Here is a 17,767-nt window from a genome sequence, read left to right on the forward strand (position 1 = left end):
GGGTGATCCTTCCGCAGAGGCGCAAGACGGCCTCCGTCGCGCTACTAGACTGCTGCACAACAACGCGTCAGGCCCACAGCGTCGTGCGTCTTCCGCGGCTAGCCCCCCTCCTCCGCCTGCGGCCGTCGGGACGGCCGTCCGCACGCTCTGGACTTGTGAGGACCTCACGTGAGCTCGAAACCCGTCGTACTCATTGCTGAAGAGCTGTCGCCCGCGACTGTCGACGCGCTCGGACCCGACTTCGAGATCCGGCACTGCAACGGCGCCGACCGCGCCGAACTGCTCCCGGCGATCGCCGACGTCGACGCGATCCTGATCCGCTCCGCCACCAAGGTCGACGCCGAGGCCATCGCCGCCGCGAAGAAGCTCAAGGTCGTCGCCCGCGCCGGTGTCGGCCTCGACAACGTGGACGTCGCCTCCGCCACCAAGGCCGGCGTGATGGTCGTCAACGCGCCGACCTCCAACATCGTGACCGCCGCCGAGCTGGCCTGCGGTCTGATCCTCGCCACCGCCCGCAACATCCCGCAGGCCAACGCCGCGCTGAAGAACGGCGAGTGGAAGCGCAGCAAGTACACGGGTGTGGAGCTGGCCGAGAAGACCCTCGGTGTCGTCGGCCTCGGCCGCATCGGCGCCCTGGTCGCCCAGCGCATGTCCGCCTTCGGCATGAAGGTCGTCGCCTACGACCCCTACGTGCAGCCCGCGCGCGCGGCGCAGATGGGCGTCAAGGTGCTGTCGCTGGACGAGCTGCTCGAGGTCTCCGACTTCGTCACCGTCCACCTGCCGAAGACCCCCGAGACCCTCGGTCTGATCGGTGACGAGGCGCTGCGCCGGGTCAAGCCCAGCGTGCGCATCGTCAACGCGGCCCGCGGCGGCATCGTCGACGAGGCGGCGCTGTTCGCGGCGCTGAAGGAGGGCCGGGTCGCCGGCGCCGGCCTCGACGTGTACGCCAAGGAGCCCTGCACCGACTCCCCGCTGTTCGAGCTGGACGAGGTCGTGTGCACCCCGCACCTCGGCGCGTCCACCGACGAGGCGCAGGAGAAGGCCGGTATCGCCGTCGCCAAGTCGGTGCGCCTCGCGCTCGCCGGCGAGCTGGTGCCGGACGCGGTGAACGTCCAGGGCGGTGTCATCGCCCAGGACGTCAAGCCGGGTCTGCCGCTCGCCGAGCGCCTCGGCCGCATCTTCACCGCGCTCGCCGGTGAGGTCGCGGTCCGCCTGGACGTCGAGGTCTACGGCGAGATCACCCAGCACGACGTGAAGGTGCTGGAGCTGTCCGCGCTCAAGGGTGTCTTCGAGGACGTCGTCGACGAGACGGTGAGTTACGTCAACGCGCCGCTGTTCGCGCAGGAGCGCGGCGTCGAGGTGCGCCTGACCACCAGCTCGGAGTCCGCCGACCACCGCAATGTGGTGACCGTGCGCGGCACGCTCGGCACCGGCGAGGAGGTGTCGGTCTCCGGCACGCTGGCCGGTCCGAAGCACGTCCAGAAGATCGTCGCGATCGGCGACTACGACGTCGACCTCGCGCTCGCCGAGCACATGGTCGTCCTGCGCTACGAGGACCGTCCCGGTGTCGTCGGCACCGTCGGCCGCATCCTCGGCGAGGCCGGCCTCAACATCGCCGGCATGCAGGTCGCGCGTTCCACGGTGGGCGGGGAGGCGCTGGCGGTGCTGACCGTCGACGACACGGTCGCCCCCGGCGTCCTGGCCGAGGTCGCGGAGGAGATCGGCGCGAGGTCCGCCCGCTCGGTGAACCTGGTCTGAGGCCGCCACCCCCAGGCTGAGATGTTGCCGGCCTGAGCTGCGAAGGCGCCGGGTGAGCTGGAGAGTTCCAGCTCGCCCGGCGCCTTTTGCGTGCGGCGCGTGAGGCTCAGACCGCGGCCGTCTCCCGCGGTTCCTCCGCCGGGGTCTCCCGGACCCGGATCCCGCGCAGGGTCACCGTCGCCGCGACCGCCGCGAGGACGAGAACCACAGCGCCCGCGATCGCCGCGCCCCGCATGCCGTGTGTGAACGCCTCGCGGGCCGCCGTGGCCAGGGCGTCTCCCGCGCGCCCCGGAAGACGGTCGGCGACGGCCAGGGCGCCGCCGAGGGTCTCGTGCGCGTCGGACGGCGCCGCGGCCGGGATGTCGTGACGGTAGAGCGCGGTGCCGATGGAGCCGAGGGCCGCCATGCCGAGCGCGCCGCCGAACTCCGCACCCGTCTCCAGCAGGGAGGACGCGGCGCCCGCCTTCTCCACCGGGGCCGCACCCAGGGCGAGGTCCGTCATCTGGGACATCACCATGACGATGCCGGAGGCGAGGACGCCGCACGCGGCGAGGACGAGCCAGAGGGAGTCCGTGCCGGCCAGGGCCAGCATCCCGTAGCCGGCGGCGGCGACGGCGAAGCCCGCGGTGACGACGTGGGCGCGGTCGACGCCCTTCTGGACCAGGGCGGTCGCGGCCGGAGCCGCCATGCCGATCGGCACCGACGGCAGCAGCGCCCACAGGGCGGCCTCCATGGCGCTCTTGTCGAGCACCGACTGCAGGTACTGCGTGGTGAAGAACGCCGAGCCCATCATCGCGAAGGACGAGACGAGGTTGAGCAGGACGGCGGGGGCGAAGCCGCGGCCGCGGAACAGGTCGGGCGAGATCATCGGCGAGGCCGCGGTGCGCTGGCGCTGGACGAAGAGGGCCGCGAAGAGCAGGCCGACGGTGACCGAGACGACGTACTGCGGGTGCCAGCCCTCGGAGGGGATCTCCTTCAGGCCGTAGATCACGGGGAGCACGGCGGCCATCGACAGCGGGACGCTGACGAGGTCGAAGCGGCCGGGAGCCGGGTTCTTCGACTCGGGCAGCAGGATCGGGCCCAGCACCAGCAGCAGTGCCATCGCGGGCAGGTTGACCAGGAAGACCGAGCCCCACCAGAAGTACTGGACCAGGACACCGCTGAGGACCGAGCCGAGCGCGATGCCGCCGGTCATGACGCCGGACCAGATGCCGATCGCCTTCGCGCGCTGACCGGAGTCGGTGAACATCGTGCGGACCAGCGCCATGGTCGAGGGCATCAGGGTCGCCCCGCCGAGGCCGAGGACGGCGCGGGCCGCGATCAGGGTCTCGGCGCTGTCGGCGTAGGCGGCGACCAGGGAGGCGGCGCCGAAGGCTGCCGCGCCGATCAGCAGGAGCTTGCGGCGGCCGATGCGGTCGCCGAGCGAGCCCATCGTCATCAGCAATCCGGCCAGGACGAAGGCGTAGATGTCGAAGATCCACAGCTGCTGGGTGCCGCTCGGCTCCAGGTCCGCGCTGATCGCCGGGATGGCGAAGTAGAGGACCGAGACGTCCATCGAGACCAGCAGCAGCGGCAGCATCAGCACGCAGAGGGCGGTCCATTCGCGCCGACCGGCTCGTCCGGCAAGGGAGTTGGTGCGTGTCGAGTTCGTCATGGCAGCGACTGTACGGACGTCTTAAACGTGTGTCTAGTACGAGCGTATAAATCAGCCGTCTAGGACGGTTGTATGGATCGGGGGTAGGCTGGTCCGCATGGGACACCGTGAGGATCTGCTGGAAGGCGCCAAGCGCTGCCTGCTCCAGAAGGGGTTCGCGCGCACGACCGCGCGCGACATCGTGAAGGAGTCCGGGACCAACCTGGCCTCGATCGGCTACCACTACGGCTCGAAGGACGCGCTGCTCGCGCAGGCCTACGTCGCCCTGGTGGAGAACATGTCCGACGCCTTCGGCGAGGCGGAGACCGCCACGCAGGAGGGTGCCCCCGGGTCGCTGGAACGCTTCCGGTGGGTGTGGTCGAACATCATCGACACCATGCGCGAACCCGGCTCCGTCTGGCGGCTCAGCATGGAGGTCATGACCATCGAACTGCCCGAGGTCCGCGAGCACTTGGCCCGTGCGCAGCGCGAGGGCGGGCGCGGCCTCGTGTCGCTGCTGATGGGCCTGCCGGAGGACGAGGTCTCCGACGAGACGGCGGACACCCTCGGCCGCTTCTACCTGACGCTGATGACCGGGCTCATCGCCCAGTGGTCCTTCGACCCGAAGACCGCCGCCGACGGCGACGCGCTCACGGAGGGCCTGCGCCAGGTCGTCGAGGCGGCTGCCCGGAGCTGACCCCTCAGGCCAGCCGCGCCCGCTTCAGGGCCATGTGCAGCAGCAGCCGGTCCTCGCCGTCGTCCAGGTCCAGGCCCGTCAGCCGCTCCACCCGGGACAGCCGGTAGTACAGGGTCTGACGGTGGATGCCCAGCTCGGCGGCCGTGCGGCCGGCCTGGCCCGCGCAGTCGAGATAGACCTCGGCGGTGCGGGCCAACTCCTGCTGGGCGGGGGAGAGGAGCGGGCCGACCACCGGGTCGTGGACGGACTCCGGGGGCAGTGCGGTCAGCAGCCGGTACGGCCCGATGTGCCGCCACTCGGCGACCGGTCCGAGCCGCGGCTCGGCGCGCGCGGCGCGCGCGGCGGCGGAGGCCTCCTGCCAGACCGTCCCCAGCTCGACCAGTCCGATGCGGGGTTCGCCGACCCCGGCGGCGGGCGTGCTCCCGGAGCCGCGCGCGCCCCGGCCGCCCTCCGCCTCCTTCAGCAGGCGTGCGGCCGCCGTCAGGGCCGGCGTGCCCACGTCCGTCGAGCGGAGCCGGACCAGCACCGCGAGGCTCTGTGCCGTGGCGCCCCACGGCACCGTGCACAGCGCCGTGGCGTGCGGGACCGTACGGGCCGAGGGGGCGTCGTCCGGGTCGGCCGAGGGCCACGGGGCCAGGCAGACCAGGGTGTGCGGACCGTCCGCGCGGGCACCGAGAGCCGTGCGCAGTTCGGCCACCGCCATGTCCTGCTGCCAGCCGCGTTCCGCGGTGAGCACCGCCCGCAGCTCCCGGCTCAGCCCGGCACCGGCCTGCGCCTCGTCGGCGAGCAGCGCGCCGATCCGGCCCGTCACCTGCATGGCGGCGGCCAGTTGCGCCTCCGTCGGACCCGGATCGTCGTCCAGCAGCCAGACATAGCCGAGGACGACGCCCCGATGGCGTACCGGCAGACAGATCCGGCCCCGGTAGACGCCGGCCTCCGGAGTCGGCGGGATCCGGACCGGCCCGGTCGCGCGCGTGATGCCGAACCCCTCGAACCACGCCCGGACCGCCGCCGTGGAGCGCCGGGTCAGGATCGAGCGGGTGCGCACCGGGTCCAGCGCCGACGGATCCAGCTCGCCCTCACTGTCGTACGCGCCGAAGGCGATCAGCTCGAAGTCCCGGTTCTCCAGGGTCGCCGGAACGCCCAGGAGCTCCGAGATCTCGTCCACCAGCTCCTGGTAGTCACCCGCGCGGTGAAACGCAGCATCCGACGTCACCCGGGCATTCTCGCGCATTTCCGGGCCCCTTCATACATCTGTCTGAGAACCGGGGAACGGATGCGTGACAGCTGTCGATGGCCGACGATCGGAGAGATCCTTAGGTTTCACGGTGGTTCTCCGTGCCGTACCCGAATCGTGGGGCGTCGGCCGTCTTCGGTGCTTTTGTTGTGGAGGTGCCCCGTGCTGGGTCCCGTGATTCTCGCCGCGTCGCGCAGCGACCGGATGCGTCGTCTGATCTCGGCGGCCCCGGTGACGAAGCAGGTCGTCGACCGCTTCATCCCCGGCGAGGCAGTGGCCGACATCGTCCCGATCATCCGGGACCTGACGGCCAGGGGCCTGGAGCTGACGATGGACGTCGTCGGCGAGGACATCACCACCCCGGAACAGGCCTTTGCCGCCCGGGACGCCTACCTGGAGCTGGTCGAGCACCTCAAGGAGCTCGAACTCGGCGAGAAGGTCGAGATGTCCGTCAAGCTCTCGATGTTCGGCCAAGCGCTGGAAGGCGGCCACGAGCTCGCCCTCGCCAACGTCCGCCCCGTCGTCGAGGCCGCCGCCGCCATCGGCACGACCGTCACGCTCGACGCCGAGGACCACACCACCCTCGACTCGATGTTCGCCATCCACGAGGAGCTGCGGAAGGACTTCCCGCAGACCGGCTGCGTCATCCAGGCCTACCTCTTCCGCACCGAGGCCGACGCCCGCCGCCTCGCCGACGCCGGCAGCCGCGTGCGCCTCGTCAAGGGCGCCTACAAGGAGCCCGCCGAGGTCGCCTACCAGCAGAAGCACGAGATCGACAAGGCCTACGTGCGCATCCTGAAGACGCTGATGGAGGGCGAGGGCTACCCGATGATCGGGTCCCACGACCCGCGTCTGATCGCCATCGCCCAGGAACTCGCCCACCGCGCCGGCCGCAAGCACGACGAGTACGAGTTCCAGATGCTCTACGGCATCCGCAGCGACGAACACCTGCGCCTGGCCGCCGAGGGCCACCGCATGCGCGTGTACACCGCGTACGGCACCGACTGGTACGGCTACTTCATGCGCCGCCTGGCCGAGAAGCCCGCGAACCTCCAGTTCTTCGTACGCAGCATGATCACCAAGGGCTGACCCCGAACACCCGCTCACCTAAAAGGAGTTACGGAACCATGGACGCTGTGACCCAGGTCCCCACCCCCGTCAACGAGCCGGTGCACGGCTATGCCCCCGGCTCGCCCGAGCGCGCCCGGCTGGAGGCCAGGCTCAAGGAGCTGGCCGAGAACCCGATCGAGCTGGCGATGACCATCGGCGGCGAGAAGCGGATGGGCGGCGGCGAGACCTTCCAGGTCGTCCAGCCGCACAACCACAAGGCCGTCATCGGCACCGGCCGGCACGCCACGCAGGCGGACGCCCAGGACGCCATCGACGCGGCCCTGGCCGCCGCGCCGGCCTGGCGCGCGATGGCCTTCGACGACCGCGCCGCGATCATCCTGCGCGCCGCCGAGCTGCTCGCCGGTCCGTGGCGCGAGACCATCGCCGCCTCCACCATGCTGGGCCAGTCCAAGACCGCCCAGCAGGCCGAGATCGACAGCCCCTGCGAGCTGGTCGACTTCTGGCGCTTCAACGTCCACTACGCCCGCCAGATCCTCGCCGAGCAGCCCCCGGCGAACTCCCCGGGCGTCTGGAACCGCCTCGACCACCGCCCGCTCGAGGGCTTCGTCTACGCGATCACCCCGTTCAACTTCAGCGCCATCGCGGGCAACCTGCCCACCGCGCCCGCGCTGATGGGCAACGTCGTGGTGTGGAAGCCGTCCCCGACCCAGACCCACGCCGCCGTGCTGCTCATGCAGCTCCTGGAGGAGGCCGGTCTGCCCAAGGGCGTCATCAACCTCGTCACCGGTGACGGCATCGAGGTCTCCAAGGTCGCGCTGGTCCACCGCGACCTCGCCGGCATCCACTTCACCGGCTCGACCAAGACCTTCCAGCACCTGTGGAAGACGGTCGGCAACAACATCGACAAGTACCGCACCTACCCGCGTCTGGTCGGTGAGACGGGCGGCAAGGACTTCCTGGTCGCCCACCCGAGCGCCGACCGTGCCGTCCTGAAGACCGCCCTCACCCGCGGCGCCTTCGAGTACCAGGGCCAGAAGTGCTCGGCCACCTCCCGCGCCTACATCCCGGCCTCCATCTGGAACTCGGGCTTCAAGGAGGAGTTCGCGGCCGAGATCGACTCTCTGACCATGGGTGACGTCACCGACCTGTCGCACTTCATCGGCGCCCTGATCGACGACCGTGCCTTCGCCAAGAACAAGGCCGCGATCGACCGCGCCAAGCAGGACCCGACCTGCACGATCGTCGCGGGCGGCAGCTACGACGACTCGGTCGGCTACTTCGTCCGCCCGACGGTGATCGAGTGCACCGACCCGGAGAACGAGATCTTCCGCACCGAGTACTTCGGTCCGGTCCTCGGCATCCACGTCTACGAGGACGACAAGTACGACGAGATGCTGGAGCAGATGGAGTCGGTCTCCGACTACGCCCTCACCGGCTCGGTCATTTCCAACGACCGCGCCGCCGCGGCCCACACGATGGAGAAGCTCCGCTACGCGGCGGGCAACTTCTACATCAACGACAAGTCGACCGGCGCCGTCGTCGGCCAGCAGCCCTTCGGCGGCGGCCGTGCCTCCGGCACCGACGACAAGGCCGGCGCCCCGCAGAACCTCCTGCGCTGGACCCTGGCCCGCGCCATCAAGGAGACCCTGGTCGCGCCGACCGACTACTCCTACCCGCACATGGGCTGACCAGCCCCCGTGATCCCGGGCCGGGAAGCCTGACATCCGAGCGGGCTTCCCGGCCCGTAGCCATGTCCGGGCCGCCACACTGGTCCCATGACGGTGACGACCGACGACGGTGTACGGCTGTGGGCGCGGCGTTCGGGCGGCGCGGGCGACCCGCTGGTGCTGTGCCACGGGGGTCCGGGGCTCTGGGACATGTTCGGCGAGGTGGCCGAACTGCTCGCGGACGTCGCCCCGGTGATCCGCTGGGACCAGCGCGGCTGCGGGCGGTCCGAGCGGTGCGCGGGACCCTGGACCAGCGAGCGGTTCGTGGCCGACCTGGACGCCGTACGACAGCACTTCGGGCTCGACCGGATGGCTCTGCTCGGCCACTCCTGGGGCGCCCAGCTCGCGTTGAGCTACGCACTCACGCATCCGGAGCGGGTCGGCACTCTGATCTACGTGTCCGGGATCGGCATCGGCCCGGACGCCGACTGGCACCCCGCGTACCGGGCGGCCTTCCTGTCCCGGCTCGCCGACCACCCCGAACGCATCGCCCGCTGGCGGGAGTTGGGTGCCCTGGCCGAGCGCACGCAGGACCAGGAGCGGGAGCTGGCCGTGCTGCGCTGGTCCGTCGAGTTCGAGGACCGCGACCGTGCCCTGGAGCCCGCCGGCCGCATGGCGGAGCCGTGGCTGGGGGTCAACGAGGCCTGCGACGCCGCCCTGAACGACGAGCGCAGGCGCACCTGGGGCACCCCCGGGCTGTACGCGGCCTGCCAGGGCCTCGACGTGCCCGTGCTGATCGTCGACGGCGCCCGGGACATCCGCCCGCGCTCCGCCGTCGACTCCCTCGCGAAAACCCTGCCCCGCGCCCGTCGGGTGATCCTTCCGGACGCCGGGCATCTGCCGTGGGCGGAAGACCCCGACGGTTTCCGGAGCGCGGTGGCGAGCGCGTTCTAACCTGGGGTGCATGACGCAGCCTGTGCGCACGGCCCACACCGCCGAGCTCGACCCCGCCGAACTCCGCTCCGTCCGCGCCCTGTTGGACGCGGCGTTCGACGGGGGATTCTCCGACGAGGACTGGGACCACGGGCTCGGCGGTCTGCATGTCCTCGTCCGTGACGAGACCGGGATCGCCGCGCACGGGGCCGTCGTGATGCGCCGCGTCCGGCACCGGGGGCGCTGGCTGCGCGCCGGATACGTGGAGGCCGTCGCCGTCCGTCCCGACGCGCGCCGCATGGGGTTCGGCGGCCGGGTGCTGGGGGAGCTGGAGCGGGTGATCGGGCGGGCGTACGACCTCGGTGCGCTCTCGGCGAGCCCGGAGGGGGCCCTGCTGTACACCTCCCGGGGCTGGCGGCAGTGGGGCGGGCAGGTGCACGGCCTGTCGCCGGACGGGATCGTGCGGCTGCGCGAGGAGGAGGGCGACGTGTTCGTGTGGCCGGCGCTCGCCGGGGCGCTCGATCACAGCCAGGAGTTCGTCCTCGACTGGCGCGACGGCGACGTCGCCTGACACGGCGGCAACACCAGGGCCCGACTGAGAAAAATGCAGGTCACAGGGGTGTGACCCAGTCGGCCGTCTCAGATACTAGGAAGCCCGACTAATTATGCAGACAGACGCGTCCGGCTCCCTTAGTTTTGTAGGAGCCGAACGACTCGCTCGATCAAGCGAATGGCGGTCGTGAGCCGGGCCCTGTGCAGGCAATCCCTGCGGGCCGGCTACCGCCACGGCGTCTCGTAACCCTCCCTGTAGCCGTGCTCCAGTCATTCCCGAAGGAGTGGATCTCTCATGGCCGAGACGACCAGCCGCCGCCGAGTCCGTCACGCGTCCCGCACGAGCGAGACCGAGCGCAAGCGGGCCGCAGCCGCCCTCCAGCGCGCCCTCGACCTCCGCGACAACGGCGGTGCCACCGGCCACTGAGCCGTACACCGCACGACCGCCGGCGGCCGCACCCCTGGGGTGCGGCTCGCCCTCAGCCGCCGGGCCGCACCTCGAAACGGTCGATCCGCCTGCCGTCCTGTGCCAGGGCCGACACCTCCAGCCGCGGGGACGGGCCCGGCCGCACCTCCACCGACAGCAGCGAGAAGCCGGTGTAGCGCACCCGCGACCAGTGGGCCGTCTCCGGTGCGCGCTCCGCGCCCTTCCCCCAGTGGAAGGTCTCCACGCCGTCGTGCCGGGTGACGTGCCCCTCGTAGCTGTCCGCGACCCCCGAGGGGAAGCCGTACAGGTCCCGGCCGCCGCCGCCCGCGGTGACGTACACGATCCCGTCCCGTGCGGGGTCGGTCGAGCCGCCCACGGGCACCGCCCGGCCCACCGACCCGTCCTTGACGGCATCCGTGCGCTCGTACACGTGGTTGTGCCCGTTGATCACCAGGTCCACCCGGTGCCGCTCGAACAACGGCAGCCACTCGGCCCGCACCCCGCCGTCCGAGGCGTGCTGCGAGGTCGAGTACGCGCAGTGGTGGAAGAAGACCACGATGAAGTCGACGCCCTCGGTCCTGCGCAGCTCGCCGAGTGCGGCGTCCAGCCACTTCGTCTGCCGGCCGCCGCTGTGGCCGAGGTTGGCGGGGATCTCGTACGACACGTCGTTGGCGTCCAGCGCCACGAAGGCGGCGTTGCCGTAGGTGAACGCGTAGGCGCCCGGCGTCCCGTGGGGGTCGAAGCCCGTCTCCGGCAGGGAGAACCGGGCGAGTTGGCCGCCGTAGCCGTCTGGTGAGTACCAGGCCTCCATGTCGTGGTTGCCGGTCGTCACCATCCAGGGCACCGAGCGCGCGACCGGTTCGTTCTGCTTCAGGAACAGGTCCCAGAACGTGGGGTCGTAGCCGTCCGAGGTGCGGCCCGTCCCGTTGCCGTCGGCGTAGCAGATGTCGCCGGCGTGCAGATGGAAGGCGGGATCGCGACGCAGCAGAAGGTGGTCGTTGGCGTTCGCGGCGGTGCCCACGCCCTGGTCGCCGAAGGCCGTGAACACGAACCGCTCCGCGGTGGCGGGCGCGGTGCGGAACTCGGTGACGGCCGCGCGGTGGGCCGGGGCGGCCGGGTCCCAGCCCTCGTGGCCGACGCCGTAGTAGTACGTCGTACCCGGCGTGAGGCCGTCCAGCGACGCGTGCACGTAGTACTGCTCCAGTGCGGGCCGCACCCCCTGCACCCCCGGCGTGTGCAGAGGACGCACCTCCGCCTCGACGCGGCGGCCGAGGTCGTCCGGGCGCACCCCGACGCGCACGTACGGCCGCCGGACCGCGAACGGCACCTGCCAGGAGATCCGCATCGACGTGCGCGGATCGGCCCCGAAGGCGAGATGGCGGCCGAAGGGCCGCACGACCGAGCCGGACACCCGCGAGGTGGCCGGTGCCGACTGTCCCGCCGTACCGGACGGGGAGGAGCAGCCGGTGAGCAGGCCGCCCGCCGCGGCCCCGCCCGCCATCGCGCCGGCCGTCACGAGGGTGCGGCGGCGGACCATGCGGGTGCGCAGGTACTCGTAACTCTCGGCCATGCTCATCCGCTCGGCGAGCCGGCGCGGGATACCGACGTCGGGGACGGGGAGTTCGGTGGGTGCACCCGTGGAAAATGCTGAAAACGCTGGAAACGCCGCCATGCCGGGGAATTTTCCACCGGATCCCGACACCCGCCCCACATCCGGGTGAACGCCAGTCGACAGGGTGAAGCCGAGACTTCTTGCGTGTCCGGATGGCGGACAGGCCGTGTCATCCCATGGGACGAGGAGTAGGGTGCCGACATGTCTCGCAGCATCGATCTCGCAGTGATCCCCGGTGACGGCATCGGCCAGGAAGTCGTGGCCGAAGGCCTCAAGGTGCTCTCCGCCGTGCTTCCGCAGGATGTGAAGCTGGAGACCAGGGAGTACGACTTCGGGGCCAAGCGCTATCACGCCACCGGTGAGACCCTCACCGACGCCGACCTCGACGCGCTGAAGCAGCACGACGCCATTCTGCTCGGCGCGATCGGCGACCCGAGCGTACCGTCGGGCGTCCTGGAGCGCGGCTTCCTGCTCAAGCTCCGCTTCGCCTTCGACCACCACGTCAACCTGCGCCCGTCCAAGCTGCTCCCCGGCGTCGCCACCCCGCTGGCCGGTCAGCCGCAGATCGACTTCGTCGTCGTCCGTGAGGGCACCGAGGGCCCCTACACCGGCAACGGCGGCACCATCCGCAAGGGCACCGAGCACGAGGTCGCCACCGAGGTCTCCGTCAACACGGCCTTCGGTGTCGAGCGCGTGGTCCGCGACGCCTTCGAGCGCGCGCAGGCCCGTCCGCGCAAGAAGCTCACGCTGGTCCACAAGAACAACGTGCTGACCTTCGCCGGGCACCTGTGGACGAACATCTTCAACAAGGTCGGCGCGGAGTACCCCGAGGTCGAGACCGACTACATCCACGTCGACGCGGCGACGATCTACCTCGTCACCCAGCCCGAGCGCTTCGACGTCATCGTCACCGACAACCTCTTCGGCGACATCATCACCGACCTCGCCGCGGCCGTCTCCGGCGGCATCGGCGTGGCCGCCTCCGGCAACATCAACCCGGGCCGCGAGTTCCCGTCCATGTTCGAGCCGGTGCACGGCTCGGCCCCGGACATCGCCGGCCAGGGCAAGGCCGACCCCACCGCCACGGTCCTGTCCGTCGCCCTGCTGCTGCGCCACCTCGGCTACGACGCCGAGGCCGACCGCATCGACGCGGCGGTCACCGCCGACCTCACCGAGCGGGGCGAGCTGCCGGCCCGCAGCACCTCGGAGATCGGCGACGCGCTCGCGGTACGCGTAGCGGGCTGACCCGTCGACGCGCACCAAGCCGCCGGGTCGCATCCGCGCCCGGCGGCTTTTCCTATGCGGCTGTCGGGTGCCACCATCAACCTCTGGGCCGCTTTCACCCCGATTCCTTCGGTCCGCAGCCGCGAGCGATAATCGAACGCGGAGCCGCGGCATGAGGGAATGCTCGGACGTCCTAGCACTGACGACTGGCAGTAGGGGCGTGAGCGCGGCCCGTCACTACAACCGGTGAAGGACAACCACTCATGACGACGCCCACGATCGAGCTCAAGCCCTCCGCCCGCCCGCTCGCCGCAGCGGAGCGCGAGGCGATCCTGGCCAACCCCGGATTCGGCCGGCACTTCACCGACCACATGGTGACGATCAGGTGGACCGAGGGCCGCGGCTGGCACGACGGCCAGCTCGTTCCGTACGCGCCGATCCCCCTCGACCCGGCCACCAACGTCCTGCACTACGCCCAGGAGATCTTCGAGGGCCTGAAGGCCTACCGCCAGCCCGACGGCTCGGTCGCCATGTTCCGCCCCGACCAGAACGCCAAGCGGTTCCAGCGCTCGGCCAAGCGCCTGGCCATGCCGGAGCTGCCGGTCGAGACGTTCATCGAGGCCTGTGACGCGCTGGTCCGCCAGGACATCGACTGGGTGCCGGCGCACGGCGGCGAGGAGTCCCTCTACCTGCGCCCGTTCATGATCGCCACCGAGGTCGGCCTGGGCGTCAAGCCGGCCAACGAGTACCTGTTCATCGTCATCGCCTCCCCGGCCGGCGCCTACTTCAAGGGCGGCGTCAAGCCCGTGTCGATCTGGGTCTCCGAGGACCGTGTCCGCGCCGTCCCCGGCGGCATGGGCGACGCCAAGACCGGCGGCAACTACGCCGCCTCCCTGCTCGCCCAGGCCGAGGCCGCCGCCAAGGGCTGCGACCAGGTCTGCTACCTCGACGCGGTCGAGCACCGGTGGGTCGAGGAACTGGGCGGCATGAACCTGTACTTCGTGTACGGCGACAAGATCGTCACCCCGGCCCTGACCGGCTCCATCCTGGAGGGCGTCACCCGTGACTCCCTGCTGGCCGTCGCCCGCGACCTCGGCTACGAGTCCGAGGAGGGCCGCGTCTCCGTCGAGCAGTGGCAGCGCGACTTCGAGAACGGCACCCTCACCGAGGTCTTCGCCTGCGGCACCGCGGCCGTGATCACGCCGGTCGGCACCGTCAAGCGCGACAGCGCCGAGTGGCAGCAGGGCGGCGGCGAGCCCGGCGAGGTCACGCTGCGCCTGCGCCAGGCCCTCCTGGACATCCAGCGCGGCACGATGGAGGACAAGCACGGCTGGATGCACAAGCTCGGCTAGAGCTAGAGCTAGAGCTAGAGCTGGAGCTAGAGCTGGAGCTAGAGCTCGGCAGGCACGCCGAGGGCCGCCTCGGACTCCGGGTCCGAGGCGGCCCTGTCGTGTTCCGGGGAGCGGGTCAGCAGCAGGTACACCACACCGCCGACCAGCCCGGACAGCAGGAAGCTGCAGTCCACCCCGCCGGTCAGCGTGAGCAGCGGGCCCTCGTACGAGGGCAGGGACACGGCCAGCAGGCCGACGGCCGCACCCGCCGCCCAGGAGACGACGGCCTGGACGTTCCAGCCCGACCGGTACCAGTAGATCCCGCCCCGCGAACGGCGGTTGAAGACCTGCAGGGCGTCGGCGTCGTAGACACCGCGGCAGCGGACGAAGCCGATGAGGGTGATGACCGCCCACGGGGTGCCGATGGCGGTGAGCAGCAGCACGAAGGACGTCATCGCGGACTGCGCGTTCCAGGCGTAGCGCCGACGAAGACGCAGGCCGTGGCCACGATGGCGACCGTGTAGGTGGCGCGGGCGCGGGACGCCCTGGGCAGGATCGCGTCCAGGTCGAGGCCCATGGAGTACAGCATCAGACCGGCGTTGCCGACCGAGCCCGCGGAGGCGGACAGCAGCAGCGGGATCAGGTACCAGGTGGGGGAGGCGGCGACCAGCGGGCCCGCGTAGTCGGTGGCCGCGCGGGCCGCGTACGCCGTGAAGGTGCCGAACAGCTGGGGCACCAGCAGACCCAGGATCAGGCCGAGCCAGGTGCCGTGCAGGACGCGGCGGCCGGAGTGGCGGGCCGGGGAGATGTAGCGGGTGTAGTCGCCGAGCAGGGTGATGAAGGCGATGGGTCCTGACAGGCCCGCCGCGACGACGGCCAGGAACCAGGTCGGCCAGAAGGAGCCCAGCAGGTAGCCGCCCGCCCCGGGCAGCGCCGCGGTCGTGAAGTGCGGGGCGTAGGCGAAGATCCCGAGGGCCAGCAGGGCGGTCATGCCGATCGCCAGCACCTTCGACATGGCGAGCAGCACCTTGTAGCCGTAGACCGCGCCGGCGACGGTCGCCGCGGCGAGCACCGCGTAGACGACGGCGTACGACACCCCGCCCGCGGGCAGCCCGAACATCCGCCCCAGCACGTCCACCATCACGTCGCCGCCGATCCACACCGTCAGCGCGGTGTAGCCGAGGGCCAGCAGCAGGCCGACGATCGAGCCGACCAGCCGGCCCCGCACACCGAACTGGGCGCCGGAGGACGTGGAGAGGTTGGTCGCGGTGCGCAGGGAGACCAGCGCCAGCGGGGCCGTGAACAGCGTGCCGGCCAGCGTGCCCGCCACGATCGCGCTCACCGACGCCCACCAGCCGAGCCCGAAGGACGGCGGCAGCCAGCCGAAGATGATCACTCCGAGGCAGAGATTGGAGCCGAGGAGGATCGAGACCAGGTCCTTGGGGCCACTGGTCCGCTCCTCGTCCGGGATGGTGTCGACTCCGTGCTGTTCTATCGGCATGGCAGGTCTCCTTCGACGGCCGCCTGATGACTGAAGCTGGGTTTGAGCGACGTTCAATGTGACGTGAAGTGTGGTCGTCGGTCAATGCTTCTTTTTCACGAAGAGTTTGTTTAGAGTGATGTTCTAATCTACGGAAGGCAAGGAGGTGCCGCGTCGTGAGACTGACCCCCACGGAACGTGACCGGCTGCTGCTCTTCGGAGCCGCCGAGCTGGCCCGGGCCCGACGGGCGCGCGGCCTGCGGCTGAACGTGCCGGAGGCGACCGCGCTGATCGCGGACACCGTGTGCGAGGCCGCCCGCGACGGCAGGCGTCTCGCGGAGGCCATCGAGGCGGCCCGGTCGGTCCTCGGTCCCGAGGACGTGCTCCCGGGCGTCGCCGACGTCGTCACCGAGGTGATGGTGGAGGCCGTCTTCGACGACGGCTCCCGGCTCGCGGTGGTCTCCGACCCGATCGGCGCCGGCTCGGGCGCGGACGGCCCCGGCGCGCTGCTGCCGGGCCCTGGGCACGCCGAGCCCGAGCCGGTGCTCCGTCTCACGGTCACCAACACCGCGACCGTGCCGGTCTCCGTCACCTCCCACTTCCACTTCTTCGAGGCGAACCCGCGCCTCGACTTCGCCCGCGAGCAGGCCTACGGCATGCGGCTCGCCGTACCCGCCGGGTCCTCGGTGCGGTTCGGTCCGGGGGACAGCGCCGAGGTCGGTCTCGTACCGATCGGCGGCGAGCGGATCGCGATCGGCTTCGCAGGCCTGGTCGACGGGCCGCTGGACGCGCCGGGGGCCAGGGAAGAGGCCCTGCGCAGGGCCGCGGCCTGCGGATATCTGGGAGTCACGCCGGAAGGAGGCGAGCGATGAGCCGCTCGAAGGGACGAGAGATCAGCGAGTCGATCCACGTCGACCCGCACGCCTACGCGGCCACCCACGGCCCCCGCGCCGGCGACCGCGTCCGCCTCGGCGACTCGGGTCTGACGATCCGGGTCGAGTCGGACGCGCAGAAGTACGGCGACGAGTTCCTCGCCGGCTTCGGCAAGACAGCCCGTGACGGGCTGCACCTGAAGGCCGCCGCCGTCCGCGACACCTGCGACGTCGTGATCAGCAACGTCGTCGTGATCGACGCGGCGCAGGGCATCCGCAAGGTGTCCATCGGCATCCGCGAGGGGCGCATCTGCGGCATCGGGCGGGCCGGCAACCCGGACACCCTCGACGGCGTCGACGTCGTCGTCGGCACGGGCACCTCCATCGTCTCCGGCGAGGGGCTCATCGCCACCGCCGGTGCCGTCGACACCCATGTGCACCTGCTGTCGCCGCGCATCATGGAGGCCTCCCTCGCCTCCGGCGTGACCACGATCATCGGGCAGGAGTTCGGCCCGGTGTGGGGCGTCGGCGTCAACTCGCCGTGGGCGCTCAGGCACGCCTTCGGCGCCTTCGACGCCTGGCCGGTCAACATCGGCTTCCTGGGCCGCGGTTCGTCCTCGCACGGCGCACCCCTCGTGGAGGCCCTGGCCGAGGGCGGCGCCTGCGGCTTCAAGGTGCACGAGGACATGGGCGCCCACACTCGCGCCCTGGACACCGCCCTGCGTGTCGCCGAGGACCACGACGTCCAGGTCGCCCTGCACAGCGACGGCCTGAACGAGTGCCTGTCGGTGGAGGACACCCTGCGCGTCCTCGAGGGCCGGACCATCCACGCCTTCCACATCGAGGGCTGCGGCGGCGGACACGTGCCCAACGTGCTCAAGATGGCCGGCGTGCCGAACGTCATCGGCTCCTCCACCAACCCCACCCTGCCCTTCGGCCGGGACGCCGTCGCCGAGCACTACGGCATGATCGTCTCCGTCCACGACCTCAAGCCCGACCTGCCCGGTGACGCGGCCATGGCCCGCGATCGCATCCGGGCCGGCACGATGGGCGCCGAGGACGTGCTGCACGACCTGGGCGCGATCGGCATCACCTCCTCCGACGCCCAGGGCATGGGCCGCGCCGGCGAGACGGTGCGCCGCACCTTCGCCATGGCCGGCAAGATGAAGGCCGAGCTGGGCCCGATGGACGGCGACGGCGACGGCGACGACAACGCCCGCGTCCTGCGCTACATGGCCAAGCTGACCATCAACCCCGCCATCGCCCACGGCCT

Annotated in this window: 14 protein-coding genes and 1 pseudogene; 11 read left to right on the top strand and 4 right to left on the bottom strand. The window is 71.2% G+C overall.

Going from position 1 to position 17,767, the window contains the following annotated elements; translation table 11 throughout:
- Positions 1-168 precede the first annotated feature (168 nt).
- A complete protein-coding gene (gene serA, locus ACWD5D_RS37790; RefSeq protein ID WP_451377327.1) occupies positions 169-1,758 on the top strand; it encodes a phosphoglycerate dehydrogenase in 1,590 nt (529 codons plus the stop codon).
- A 106-nt stretch (positions 1,759-1,864) separates the two neighbouring features.
- Here serA and ACWD5D_RS37795 read toward each other — a convergent pair whose 3' ends face one another.
- Complete coding sequence (locus ACWD5D_RS37795; protein ID WP_451377328.1) at positions 1,865-3,412, bottom strand: MFS transporter; 1,548 nt, start codon at positions 3,410-3,412, stop codon at positions 1,865-1,867.
- Positions 3,413-3,509: 97 nt separating this feature from the next.
- On the opposite strand from ACWD5D_RS37795, the gene ACWD5D_RS37800 reads away from it, so the two are divergent.
- Positions 3,510-4,088 carry a TetR/AcrR family transcriptional regulator gene (locus ACWD5D_RS37800; RefSeq protein ID WP_451377329.1) on the top strand — a complete coding sequence of 193 codons (579 nt, stop codon included), beginning with the start codon at positions 3,510-3,512 and terminating at the stop codon, positions 4,086-4,088.
- Positions 4,089-4,092: 4 nt separating this feature from the next.
- Here the strand turns inward: ACWD5D_RS37800 and ACWD5D_RS37805 are convergent, their stop codons facing one another.
- Positions 4,093-5,322: a PucR family transcriptional regulator gene (locus ACWD5D_RS37805; protein WP_451377330.1), complete on the bottom strand. Its 1,230-nt coding sequence runs from the start codon at positions 5,320-5,322 to the stop codon at positions 4,093-4,095.
- A gap of 165 nt (positions 5,323-5,487) precedes the next feature.
- On the opposite strand from ACWD5D_RS37805, the gene ACWD5D_RS37810 reads away from it, so the two are divergent.
- The 5 genes from ACWD5D_RS37810 (at position 5,488) to ACWD5D_RS37830 (ending at position 9,975) form a co-directional block, all read left to right on the top strand.
- A complete protein-coding gene (locus ACWD5D_RS37810) occupies positions 5,488-6,414 on the top strand; it encodes a proline dehydrogenase family protein (protein ID WP_451377331.1) in 927 nt (308 codons plus the stop codon).
- A gap of 38 nt (positions 6,415-6,452) precedes the next feature.
- Positions 6,453-8,084 (top strand): L-glutamate gamma-semialdehyde dehydrogenase, encoded by a 1,632-nt coding sequence (gene pruA, locus ACWD5D_RS37815; protein ID WP_451377332.1) that lies wholly within the window; start codon positions 6,453-6,455, stop codon positions 8,082-8,084.
- A gap of 87 nt (positions 8,085-8,171) precedes the next feature.
- Positions 8,172-9,017, top strand: a complete 846-nt coding sequence (locus ACWD5D_RS37820; RefSeq protein ID WP_451377333.1) for an alpha/beta fold hydrolase — start codon at positions 8,172-8,174, stop codon at positions 9,015-9,017.
- A 10-nt stretch (positions 9,018-9,027) separates the two neighbouring features.
- Positions 9,028-9,567, top strand: coding sequence for a GNAT family N-acetyltransferase (locus tag ACWD5D_RS37825; RefSeq protein WP_451377334.1), 540 nt, complete (start codon positions 9,028-9,030; stop codon positions 9,565-9,567).
- Positions 9,568-9,843: 276 nt separating this feature from the next.
- On the top strand, positions 9,844-9,975 hold the full coding sequence (locus ACWD5D_RS37830) for a hypothetical protein (protein WP_451377335.1): 132 nt from the start codon (positions 9,844-9,846) through the stop codon (positions 9,973-9,975).
- 52 nt (positions 9,976-10,027) lie between these two features.
- On the opposite strand, the gene ACWD5D_RS37835 is transcribed toward ACWD5D_RS37830, so the two are convergent.
- Positions 10,028-11,647 carry a purple acid phosphatase family protein gene (locus ACWD5D_RS37835; protein WP_451377336.1) on the bottom strand — a complete coding sequence of 540 codons (1,620 nt, stop codon included), beginning with the start codon at positions 11,645-11,647 and terminating at the stop codon, positions 10,028-10,030.
- 141 nt (positions 11,648-11,788) lie between these two features.
- Here ACWD5D_RS37835 and ACWD5D_RS37840 point away from each other — a divergent pair, with 141 nt between their 5' ends.
- Complete coding sequence (locus ACWD5D_RS37840) at positions 11,789-12,832, top strand: 3-isopropylmalate dehydrogenase (protein WP_451377337.1); 1,044 nt, start codon at positions 11,789-11,791, stop codon at positions 12,830-12,832.
- 242 nt (positions 12,833-13,074) lie between these two features.
- Entirely contained in the window at positions 13,075-14,163 is a 1,089-nt protein-coding gene (locus ACWD5D_RS37845) for a branched-chain amino acid aminotransferase (protein WP_451377338.1), read from the top strand.
- A 38-nt stretch (positions 14,164-14,201) separates the two neighbouring features.
- On the opposite strand, the pseudogene ACWD5D_RS37850 reads toward ACWD5D_RS37845, so the two are convergent.
- Positions 14,202-15,643: pseudogene (locus tag ACWD5D_RS37850) on the bottom strand (cytosine permease).
- 155 nt (positions 15,644-15,798) lie between these two features.
- Between ACWD5D_RS37850 and ureA the strand changes: the two are divergent.
- Complete coding sequence (gene ureA / locus ACWD5D_RS37855; protein WP_451377339.1) at positions 15,799-16,494, top strand: urease subunit gamma; 696 nt, start codon at positions 15,799-15,801, stop codon at positions 16,492-16,494.
- On the top strand, positions 16,491-17,767 hold a 1,277-nt coding region (locus tag ACWD5D_RS37860; protein WP_451377340.1), incomplete at its 3' end, for an urease subunit alpha. The genes ureA and ACWD5D_RS37860, both read left to right, overlap by 4 nt.

The organism is Streptomyces sp. NPDC002520, assembly GCF_053595235.1.